We start from the raw sequence: 12,581 nt of genomic DNA, 5'->3' as shown, positions 1-12,581 counted from the left end.
AGAATTACAAGATTTGGAGTATGATGTTCATGCGGTACCTATTGGCCAACCCATTAATAATATAAAGTTTTATGTTTTATATAATGGTCAACCCATACCTTTGGGAGCTATAGGGGAATTGTATATTGGTGGTGATGGTGTTACTCACGGCTATTTGAATAATGATGAATTGACCAATGATAAATTTGTTAAAAACTCACAGCAAACCAATCAGGACGATATTATTTACCGAACGGGCGATTTGGTAAGATATAGACACGATGGTCATCTTGAGTTTATCGGTAGAGTCGATGACCAGTTAAAAGTGCGTGGATATCGCATTGAAGTGGGTGAAATTGAGGCTCAGTTGGTTAGTCATGATAAGATCAAAGAAGCTGTTGTGCTTGCTAAGGGTGAAGGGATCAAAAAGCACTTGGTCGCCTATTATACTATTAATCAGCACGCCCCTAAAGTAAGTGAATTAAAAGGCTGGCTTAAGGTATCGTTGGCAGAATATATGATCCCGACTAAGTTTATCGAAGTCGACAAATTTATCCTAACCAATAATGGTAAAGTTGATAAAAAATCATTATCCGAAATTGCCTACGTGGAGCTTGGTCATAATGATAAATTCAGCAAAAACAATAATATCGAAGGTCAATTAAGTGTAATTTGGTGTGAAATTCTGCAATTGGACAAGATTAGTATTAATGACAACTTTTTTGAAAGTGGCGGAAATTCACTGTTAAGTATTGAAGTACAAAAAGCAGTATCTGACCGAACAGGATATCAGATAGAGCTGACTGATATATTTGAGTATCCTACGATTAAATCACTGTCTGGTTATTTGACAAAGGAAAATGAACTTGATGAACGGGCAGTCAATACAAAATCTGCAAATACTGACTCTACAAATACGGGTCGTCAGCAAGATAATGATATTGCGGTGATTGGCATGTCTGGGCGATTCCCTGACGCGGCTAATATCGATGAATTTTGGCAAAATATCAGTTCAGGACTTGAATCTATTCAGACCTTTGAAGATCAACAGTTGCTTGATTGCGGAGCCAGTGTAAGTGCACTGAATGATCCTAATTATGTCAAGCTGGGCTCTCTGGTTGAGGGCATGGCTGATTTCGATGCTAAATATTTTTCCTTCACCCCAAGAGAAGCTGAATTACTCGATCCACAACATAGATTTATGTTTGAATGTGCCTCTGATGCACTGGAACATGCTGGTTATGGTGATCAGTCAAAATTCAGAGATGTCGGTGTTTTTGTCGGCACTTCCGATAGTAAATATATGATGGAAAACCTCATAAATAATCCTGAAGTTCTGCGCAATGCAGGAAAAATGACTTACTATGGGAATAGTCCTGGATTTTTATCTACCCAATTATCTTATAAACTGAACTTAACTGGTCCCAGTCTGAATATACTGACTGCTTGTTCAACTGCATTAGTTGGTATACACCAAGCGTGCAACAGCCTGAATTTCAATGATTGTGAAATGGCTTTGGCTGGTGGTTCAAGTATTTCTTTACTTAAAGCGAAGGGATATTACTTTGAAGAAGGCGGTATTGATTCGCTGGATGGACATTGTCGTCCTTTTGATAAGGATGCCCAGGGTACACGAGCAGGTAGTGGTGCAGGTGTCTTATTACTTAAACGTCTTGATAAGGCTCTGGCTGATAAAGATACTATACATGCAATCATCAAGGGCACAGCGATTAATAATGATGCAGCGGAAAAAGTAGGTTATGCGGCACCTAGTGTTGGCGGACAGACTGATGTTATTAGAAAAGCCATGAAAAAGGCTAACGTTGATGCAAGTACAATTCAATATGTTGAAACTCATGGTACTGGCACATCAATAGGTGATCCTATTGAATTTAGAGCCTTGCAAAGAGCTTATGGGGAACAGGAATCAGGTTACTGTGCGTTGGGTGCTGTTAAGGCAAATATAGGCCATCTTGATACTGCCGCCGGAGCGGCTGGTATTATCAAAGTGATCCAGGCTATCAAAAATGAGCAGATCCCACCGAGCATCAACTTTACACAAAGCAATAGTCAAATTAATTTTGATAAGTCGCCTTTTTATATAAACACTGAGCTTAAACCTTGGCATAGTGATAATAATGTAAGACGTGCCGGGGTAAGTTCTTTTGGTGTAGGTGGAACCAATGCCCATATTATTATTGAACAGGCTCCAGTTGTTGAACCAAGTACATCCCTTAGGGATACTTGGTTGTTCCCGTTATCAGCAATGTCAAAATCTGCTCTTAAAGTAGCTTGTGATAATTTACGAAATTTCTTACAACAAGAGTTGCAAGAAGGAAGCAATATTAGCCTACATGATATTTCCTATACATTGCAGCTTGGCAGAACTAAACATGCCTATAGCACGGCCTTTGCATGTAAATCGGTAGAGCAGGCTATTAAATTGTTACAAAACAAACCTAAAATTGTTCGGGACAAAGGTGAACGTCCCTCTGTAGTCTTTATGTTTCCAGGGCAGGGATCCCAGTATGTGAACATGGCACAACAACTTTATTTAACAGAGCCTTTGTTTAAAACACAATTTGATCTGTGCGCAGAAAAATTACTTTCCATATCAGGTGAACAGCTAACTAATATTATCTATCCTGACGCTCATATGATACAGGGCGTCGAAAATGACAACGATTTACTCAATCAGACGCATATTACTCAACCAGCGTTATTCACTATTGAATATTGTTTAGCAAGAGTAATGCAATCTTGGGGAATTGAACCAGATGCCATGATAGGTCACAGTATTGGTGAATATGTTGCTGCTTGTCTGGCTGGAGTATTCAATCTTTCTGATGCATTGAAATTGGTTAGTGCTCGAGGACGTTTGATGCAAAAGGTTGCGCCGGGTAGTATGTTGTCAGTTTCTATGACAGTTGAACAATTGGAACCATTGCTGACCCAAACAGGTACGTGTCTGGCAGGGATCAACTCTGTCAGTAATTGTGTTGCTTCAGGCAGTGATGAAAGTTTGAACCGTTTGAAGGTTTTACTGGATGAACAGGAGATTGATTACCGGACGTTACATACTTCTCATGCTTTCCATTCAAAAATGATGGATGTTATTTTACCTGATTTTAAAAATGTCATTGAGCAAATAACACTACAGCCACCAACTTTACTTTATGTGTCAAATGTTACAGGAAATTATATTACTCCTGAGCAGGTACAAGACCCGCAATATTGGGTTGAACATCTTAGAGGCACAGTTCGGTTTGCAGATGGTATTGAAACTATTCTGGCTGACAGAGAGTTTTTACATGAAAGTAAAATACTCATTGAAGTCGGGCCGGGGATCAGTTTGTCAGCTTTAGCGAAGAAAAATCCCCGAAGTGCAGAGTACACTGTGGTATCGACAATGCGTCATCCTAAAGAGCCGGTTTGTGATATGGTCAACTTGCAAAATGCACTGGGTAAATTGTGGGGACATGGTATAACTGTTGACTGGCAGGCTTTCCATCATGAACATCCCGGACGTAGAGTTCCTTTACCTACTTATCCGTATGAAAAAGTCAGATATTGGGTTAACTCGGTGAAAAATCCTCAGCGTATGGCTACGAATAAGGAAGAAAAACTACCAATGGATCAATGGTGGAATCTACCGACATGGAAACAAAAGCCGCTGATCAAAATAGATAGGCTATTAAAGAATTTAACAAGTTCGAGTTGGTTATTGATCATGGATGATTCAGGCGTTGCAGAGGAAGTGGCTAAATCTTTAATAAATGCTGGCCAGCGAGTGTTGCGTGCATACTCTGGAAAAAGTTTTTCTCGTATCAGTGATGATGAATATAGCTTAGATTTAACTAATGAAGCGGACTATTTAGCCTTGCTTCGTGCAGCCTGTAGCGCAGCAAAAATTACCCGAGTGATTCACTTTGCCAGTATTGAACCCGTGGGCCAAAATGATAAATATGATATAGAAGATTTCTGGTCTGATCAGGAAAGTGGTGCTTTAAGTGCTTTATATACTATAAAAGCGATAATCAATGCTGAGTTGGTTGATGATTGTAAAATAGATTTTATTACCAATGATGTGGCAAAAATTTCAGGTGAAGAAATAGCTTCTCCGGGAAAAGCCACTATCACCAGTTTATGCAAGGTTGCCCCACAGGAATATTCTGAACTTGAATGTCATCATATTGATGTTAAATTGCATCACAATCATGGTAAGGAATATATTGTCAGTTTGAGCCAAAACATAATCGGTGAATTGCTTGTACCTGAACGTTGTTCAAGCATTGCCTTAAGAGGCTTCCAGCGCTGGGAGAAACAGTATGAAACGGGTGTTATTGAACCAGACATGCCAGCAGCTAAGACACTCAAAGATGACGGGGTATACCTGATCACGGGTGGTCTGGGTAACATTGGTCTGTTATTGGCTGGATATATCAGTAAAACAGTCAAAAATGCCAAATTGATACTGGTGGGACGTTCACACTTTCCCGCGGGTGAAGATTGGGACGATATAATGAAAAGTCAGGCAGAAGAATCAATCTGTCATAAAATAGACCAAATTCAGATAATGCAAGCCAGAGGGGCCGATGTTTCTGTTCTTACTGCTGACGTCGCGGATCTGGTTCAGATGCAGACTTTGTTTGAAACAGTAGAAGAACGCTTTGGTGCAATAAATGGGGTCATTCACTGTGCCGGTCAGCTTCATGGTTCAATGAAAGCCCTGATAGAGACAGGTAAACAAGATTTTGAAAAACAATATAGCTCAAAAGTAAATGGCGTTATGGTACTGAATGAGTTGCTCAGTACACGTCAACCAGATTTCTGTATTCTGATGTCGTCATTGGCTTCGGTATTGGGAGGTTTGGGCTTTAGCGCTTACGCGGCGGCTAATATATTTATGGATGCTTTTGTGCAAAGAAAGCATGATTTGGGTGATGATAGTTGGATCAGTGTTAACTGGGACGGTTGGAACTTTTTGTCAGCAGACAACGTTGATTTAAGTCGCAATAGCTTTGGTATGACACCTGAAGAAGGAGAGCTGGCATTTGAGCAGGTTCTGGCAGGCGCCTACTTTCCACAATTGATTAATTCTACTGGTTCGCTGGATTATCGCTTGAGCCAATGGATAGACAAAACCGAAACAGTTCATCAATCCGTGCTTTATGAACGTCCCGAATTAGATACTGACTATGTTAAACCGACCAATGAAGTTGAAGAAAAATTGGTTGTTATTTGGCAAAATATTTTGGGTATTGACCTGATAGGTATCGAAGATCATTTCTTTGACCTTGGAGGAGACTCTTTGGTTGCTACTAGAGTAATTAGTGCGATTCGAAAAGTGTTTTCTGTTAATGAATCTATATTTTCGATCAGAGATTTCTTTGAAAGCCCTGTGATCGAGCATATTGCTGAAAAAATCTCGGTATCCACAGTTGATACCTTAGTTGAAGATAAAAAAACACAGTTTATAGAAGCGGGTAAAGTTGTTGATGAGGGGGTTTTCTAATGAGCTTGGCAGATAGTATTATCGAACAGGCACAAGCTCATAATATTCTATTGTATTTGAAAGGTTCACAACTGGCTTATATTAGTGAGGAAGGGGCGTTTCCTGATCAGCTTAAAGGATTGATCAGGGATAACAAAGACAGCATTGTTGCATCTTTGTTGCAACAGGAGCTGAAAAAACAACTGGAAGATAAGGCTTCAGTGATCACGGTTGTTGAAAAAGATCAGTTCCTGCCGTTGTCTTTTGCTCAGCAGGGACTTTGGTTTATTGACAAACTTGAAGGTGGTAGTAGTCAATATAATATTCATGCGGCTTTTCGTTTGACGGGTAAACTTAATCTGGCTGCAATGCAAAATGCGCTTGATACACTGGTTGAACGTCATGAAGTATTAAGAACTGTATTTATTGAAAAATATGGTGAAGCCTGTCAGGTTATTCAACCAGCATTGCCTGTTGAAATACCTGTGTTAGATCTTAGTGTACATGCCAAAGATAAACAGCAGGATAAGGTATTAGAATTTGCTACTATTGAGATGAACAAGGCTTTTGATTTGCAGTCTGATCTGATGTTAAGAGCAAAAATTTTGGTGTTATCTCAACAGGAGCATGTTCTACTATTTACCATGCATCATATTGCTTCAGATGGCTGGTCTCAGGGGATTTTGATCAGTGAATTTGTAACCTTATATAACAGCTCCTGTAAAAAGCTTCCTAATCCTTTGCCGGCACTTGAGATCCAGTTCAGTGATTATGCTCATTGGCAACGCTGTTATTTTAGTGATGAAAAAATTGCTCAACAGCTGGTATTTTGGAAAAATCGACTAGCTGGTGCGCCACGTCATCATAGTTTACCTTTAGATAGGCCCCGTAAGCCACAACAAGATTTTAATGGTAAAATATATACCTGGCTGGTTGAAGCTGACAGTATGAATGCGCTGAAAGGTATGGCCAAAGCTAACAATGCGACACTATTTATGGTGTTGTATACGGCTTTGTCAGTTGTTTTTGGACGATGGAGCCAGACTAGGGATGTTGTGATTGGTAGTCCAATTGCAGGCCGAACTCATCATCAAGTAGCACCACTTATCGGATATTTTCTTAATAGTATTGTTTATCGCAGTCAGTGGAGTGAAGGTGAGAGTTTTGCCTCATTATTGGATCAAAACCGTAAACATACACTGGAAGCCTACGATAATCAGGATATTCCTTTTGATGCACTTGTTGATAAGATGAAAACACCACGTGAGTTAAGTCACAGTCCATTGTTTCAATTAATGTTCACATTGCAAAATCATGAAAAATCTGAGTTGAATCTTACTGATCTGACTATACAAGGCCTGATAGTTGAGAGTTCTATCACTAAATATGAAATGCAAATAGTAGCTGAAGAGTTTAACCATGGTATTGGATTTAGTTTGACTTATTCAACCCACCTGTTTGATGAACAAACGATCCAAGCTATAACCGACAGTTTTAATTTGGTATTGCGGCAGATAGCAAATAATGCAGATCTGATCATAGACCGGATAAAACTGTCGTCGGTAAAAACTGAATTATCAGAGATAAAACCTACTCAATCGAATACAGTGCATGGATTATTCGAACAGCTGGCTGCACAAAAGGGAGATGATATAGCAATTACATTCCAAACCAGTGAAATTAGTTATCTGCAATTGAATGCTCGGGCTAATCGTTTGGCAAGGTATCTACTGGCGCAAGGAATTAAAACGGGAGAAACGATTTTTGTTGGCTTTGAAAATAATATAAATTGTTATATCGCTTTGCTGGCCATATTGAAAGCCGGCGGTATGTATCGATATTATGATCCCTCACGGCACGAGAGTTTGTTAAATAATTTTGAAAATGAGTTAGCGGGAAAGAAAATTTTGATAGAGCCTGGATATATGGCTCAGATACCTGTATCTGTTATTATTATGCCTGAAATAGAGCAATTATCTGGTTATTCAGATGGGAATATTGACCCTGTTCAGACGCAATTAAACGGTCTCGATTCGGCAATTGGCGATAGTATTAATTGTGATAGTTTACTTAGTCATGAGAATGCCTGTAGTCAGATTAATAGGCAGCAGACACAGATGGCCTTAACAACTCGGTCGTCATTATTAATCTTACCTGAAACGGCATATTTCTGTGTAACACAATGGTTGGCTGGTTTAACGGCGGGGGCAAAACTTGTTTTGGTTGGGCCGCAGCATAATACGGCTAAAATATTAGTGCAAAAAGCCGTTACTCATGCAACATTTACCCCGGCTATATTGGCTGATTTGTCTTTTAATGATGCATATAAACTTGAGCGTATTGCAGTTACGTCTGAGCCTAGTTGCACTAGCCTGCTGTGGCAATGGGCACAAAGCTACAGTGTGATAAGTGTATTAAATACAGGTGTTTTTTCATATGTAAGTGTTTGTTCGATAGATTCGAATAAGTCTGTTAACCTTGGTAAAGTTTGTGATACTGCACTGGTGAAAATTCTCGACTATGGTGGGGCTCCAACACCTGCGGGGGCGATTGGTGATTTATATATTGATGGCATTAAAAAAGAACCTGCTAGCTCAAATAATGATAATGGCTTGTATGATACGGGAATGAAAGTCAGACAGTTGAATGACTGTGCGCTTGAGTTGATCAGTTGTGATGATAAAGGGATAACACGAAATGTTTTGGAGTTGGAATATGTAATTTCTTGCCAATCATTGGTGGAACAAGTAGCTATTTGTAATGGTGTTGTTTTTGTTCGTTTCAAAGTAAGTAGTATAGAATGTAGCATTGAAAATACAGACAAAGTAAGTTGGCTGAAAAATCGCATTAAGGAAATTTTACCCCATTATATGTTGCCGGAAATTTACATGTCAGTAGATAAAATGCCCTTATTAATAAATGCCGAAGTCAATAGGCAATTATTGGGATTGCAAATAGACTATTGGAACAATGAAGTTAAATATTTTCCTGATGCTGATTTTTTTCCAGCTGCAAAATCTGTTGAAGTAACACGGAAAAGTGCACCATTTGTTTTGACTGATCAATCAGTGAAGGCGTTAGAAATATTGGCCAGTCATCACAATGTTTCAATGGCTATGGTACTAGCGGCAATTTTTCCCATAGCTTTATCCTTACACATCGACAGCAATGTTGTTGTTAACGCTGTTTATGGCTTATCAGCTGATGATATGGGTAAAATATTCGTACACAATAAATTAGAAGATAGCAAAAGTGTCGATAGTATTGTTAATGAAAGCTTAAATAATATATATAAGACGCTGCCATATGGTTTTGTCGAACAGCAATGGATTACTAATAAATATAATCAGGTACATCGTACTAATGTCACAAAACTATTTGATTATATGTTGTCTTTTAAATCATTAAAAGCTGATGGTGAACAAGTTTCTTGTAATGATAATATGGATGATTTTTCGATTGTTTTGCAAATAAATAACGTAGAACCTGGAAAATTTGACGGAATATGGAATTTTGATGACAATAAATTTGACCTCGCTGCTATCACTAGGTTAGCTAGTACTTTAAACTTGTTGATATTGAATATTAAAGAACAGAAAAAGCTAACCCTTATGATGCTTAAGGATAAGTTAAAGCAAGAAACACGAAGTAAAATACGTTTGGCTAAACGTAAATTTATGCCATTGAAAAGTAGGTGACAAATATTGACAATTTTTTAGAATTGTTTATTCTTTAGGAAAATTTTCCTGAGTTATATCTAAATAAAAAAGAATTTCCGGATCTTGTAATATAAAAAGATCTCACTCATGAGATTAATTTTTGTTAACAAACTCGGAATTCGATTTTTTTGTATTTTACGAAAAAATACATTAATAGTTCAAAACTAGGCAGTATTCATTTAAAACAAATAGAGTCATCTATGTAAACCATGGTCTTATAGTTCCATGTATTATATCTAGACCTAAAGTCTGCTGACGCTCTGACTATGCAAATACTTATTTGAGTATATATTTCAGCCAATATTAATGAACAATGTGCCAATAATTGAATTTTTGAAAAATTACACAGTAAGTTAATAATCGATCAATGTATCAATATTTTCTGAATGACGATGTGAAATATTTAACATCGTCTGGGTCAGAAAATTAAATAAATTTGAACCTTACTCTAATCAAAAGAGTAAGAACAAATAAGGAATACCTTAAATGAATAACCAAGTGTTGGCTTCCCCAATTCAACATACCTATTGGAAGCAACTGAACAATAATTCGCAGAAGTCGTTTGATGTTGCCACTATTAGTGCTGTTTTCGATGGAACTTTACAGGCTCAGGATATTAAAGTCTGTTTACAAAAACTGCTCTATGGTGTTGAAATTCTGCGTACTCATTACCATTTAGATGAGTTAGGTGCTTTATGGCAAAATATTTCATCAGAAGTAGCTGTTAACTTTATCGAATTGAATTGGCAACACCTTGATGAAATCCAAATAGCTGAACAAAAAAACAACATCACCAATGAGCTAAAATCTTGTGGTTCATCAACGCCCTGGCATCGAGTAGTGTTGGCGGATATGGGCGATACCTGTTGGTTATATCTGGAGTTATCTGGTATTAATACCGATGCTTTTTCTCTTAATTACCTGCTCGACCTTTTGCTTAGTGCCGGTAATGGTAACCTGAAACAGAGTCTTGAAAGACTGCATGAAGATATTATTCAGTATGCTGAGTTAGCCCCTTGGCTGGCTGATTTTCTGCTCGATGATGACCTGCTTGATGCGCGTGCCTTTTGGACTAAGGATAAAAGTATTGCGGGGTTGCAACAGCCGTTTTCATTACAGCGTTATATGCACGCTTCAACTATCGAGTCGTCAACCAGACAGTATAGTTTTGCCAGCGTTGAGCTGGGTGATGTATTTGATCACCTCGACAGTTACGCCTCTCAACATCAGGCGACGGTAGCCGAAGTTATCTGTGCAAGTTTACGATTATCACTCACCAAATATTCAAAAGAGGCTTCATTGGCAAGAGTCTTTGATAGCCGCGGCGATAGCACATTGGCTGAAGCGATTGGTCCACTGAGTCGGGCTGTGCCTTTATTTCCCGACGTGTCGGATTCATTCGACATTGCCGTTGAAAATGAACGTGATTGCAGTGCGTTGGCGATAGATTACAGTGAATGTTTCGCAAAGGAGCATGCACATGAAAACGACGGTTTTACCTTTATTTTTGATAGTATAGACAGACCCTCTGGGTCGGCAGCTACAATAGAGCAAGTTGCTTATTTCCCCGAAGCGTTTAAATTACAATTTATGTTAATCACCCAGGGCAATGCGACCCGTTTGCAGTTAACCTACGATAGTGATTTTATTGATGAACAGGCATTAAATTATTTTCTTACCTCGTGCAAATCTAACTTGGTTGATCACATTCAGGGTAACAAAATATCCCCCCCCCCCAGCTACAAAGCGATGGGCAAACAAGTAACTACGGGCAATGATGTCACTGTATTGAAATCATTCGAAAGGGCACTTAATATCCCTGATGCAGCCGTAACTCAGGTTGGTGGTGATATGGCCTCTTTAAGTGACATCAATGCCAGTGCGAATCGTCTGGCGCATTACTTGATAGGAACAGGCATTGGCAAAGGTGATGCCATTGCACTTTGCCTTACTCGTTCCATCGAATTTGTTATCGCCATGCTAGCGGTAATGAAAACGGGTGCCGCTTATATCCCGATAGATGTTGAATTACCCGTACAACGTATCAATACCATGTTACAAGATGCACAGGCAAAGGCATTTATTTGTCAGGGCGATTTTTCTATTGAAGGGTGTCAAGCTATCGATTATAGCGCATTGGAACTAGGGCGCTATGACATAACAACACCCGACATAACAATCGGTAGTGACGATTTGGCCTACATCTTATTCACCTCAGGCTCAACAGGTAAAGCCAAAGGTGTTAGCATAAGCCACAAAGCATTGTTAAATCATATGAACTGGATAAACCAGGAATTTTCATTTAAGCCCCAAGACCGTTTTCTACAAAGAACATCGGCGAGTTTTGATGCGTCCATCTGGGAATTCTGGAGTCCACTGCTGGTCGGTGGGACTATGGTGATAGCCCCAAGCGAAATCAACTATGAGCCGTCATTATTTAGACGTATTGTATCAGAGCAGCATATAACCCGGATGCAAATAGTACCTTCGTTACTGGAGGTTATGACGGAAGATAGTTTTGATGGCTATGAGCATAATCTTCAAACCATATTTTGTGGTGGTGAAGCGTTAAAAATGCTGACAGCAAGAAGGGCACAGAGCGTATTTAACTGTGAAATTGTTAACTTATACGGGCCATCGGAATGTTGTATTGATGCCACTTTTTGGCGTTTTAACGAGCGCCTAATCACCGATTTTGTGCCGATTGGTTATCCGGTGAATAACCTGAGCTGTCGGGTAGTTAAAGAAAATGGCACCGAGGCTGCTAAAGGGGAATCAGGAGAGTTGCAAATTGCAGGAGACTCGCTGTTTAACGGTTATTATCATCAAGCTGACTTAACCGACGAGGCGATGCATTATTGTGAAGCCAGTCAAATAAACTATTACAAAACCGGAGATCATGTACGGGTATTGGCGGATAATAATCTGATGTATCTGGAGCGACTTGATGATCAGGTTAAGCTAAATGGTTTCAGGATAGAGCCTGATGAAATAACAATGCTGGTATTAAATGCAGGGTTGGCCGAGCAAGCAAAATGTATTTTCAGTGCCTCGTCCCATAATTTATCATTATTTATCATTGAAGCTAAAGCGAGTGCAACTGAAATAATGCAAATGCTGAAAAGCGTATTGCCTGAATACATGGTGCCACATCAGTTGATCGAAGTTGAAACGTTTCCTTACTTGTCTAACGGCAAGCTCAATAAACGAGCCCTGGCTGATTGGGCGATGGAGCACAGCAGTGCAGGTTATGTAGCACCGGGCACCGAGATAGAAAGCAAGTTAGTGGTCATGTGGCAGGAGTTACTGAATATTTCGATGAGCATAGGAACTACCCATGACTTTTTTGCTATCGGGGGGCATTCGTTACTGGCGATGAAAGTAGTAAA

The 12,581-nt window shown here is 39.2% G+C and carries 3 protein-coding genes; all 3 read left to right on the top strand.

What is annotated here, in order from left to right; all coding sequences use genetic code 11:
• Positions 1-13: 13 nt before the first annotated feature.
• Positions 14-5,494 carry a type I polyketide synthase gene (locus GAB14E_RS00955; RefSeq protein WP_052094128.1) on the top strand — a complete coding sequence of 1,827 codons (5,481 nt, stop codon included), beginning with the start codon at positions 14-16 and terminating at the stop codon, positions 5,492-5,494.
• A complete protein-coding gene (locus GAB14E_RS00960; protein ID WP_033084516.1) occupies positions 5,494-9,171 on the top strand; it encodes a condensation domain-containing protein in 3,678 nt (1,225 codons plus the stop codon). The genes GAB14E_RS00955 and GAB14E_RS00960 overlap by 1 nt, the downstream gene beginning before the upstream one ends.
• A 507-nt stretch (positions 9,172-9,678) precedes the next feature.
• On the top strand, positions 9,679-12,581 hold a 2,903-nt coding region (locus tag GAB14E_RS00965; RefSeq protein WP_033084136.1), incomplete at its 3' end, for an amino acid adenylation domain-containing protein.

The sequence above is a fragment of the Colwellia psychrerythraea genome, assembly GCF_000764185.1.
Classification (GTDB): Bacteria; Pseudomonadota; Gammaproteobacteria; order Enterobacterales; family Alteromonadaceae; genus Colwellia; species Colwellia psychrerythraea_B.
The sequence above is the reverse complement of the archived record's forward strand: the minus strand, read 5'-3'. Positions and strand labels throughout refer to the sequence as shown.

Coding starts and splice junctions, on each gene's coding strand:
- GAB14E_RS00960 (WP_033084516.1), top strand. CDS start 5,494: ATGAGCTTGGCAGATAGTATTATCGAACAGGCACAAGCTCATAATATT.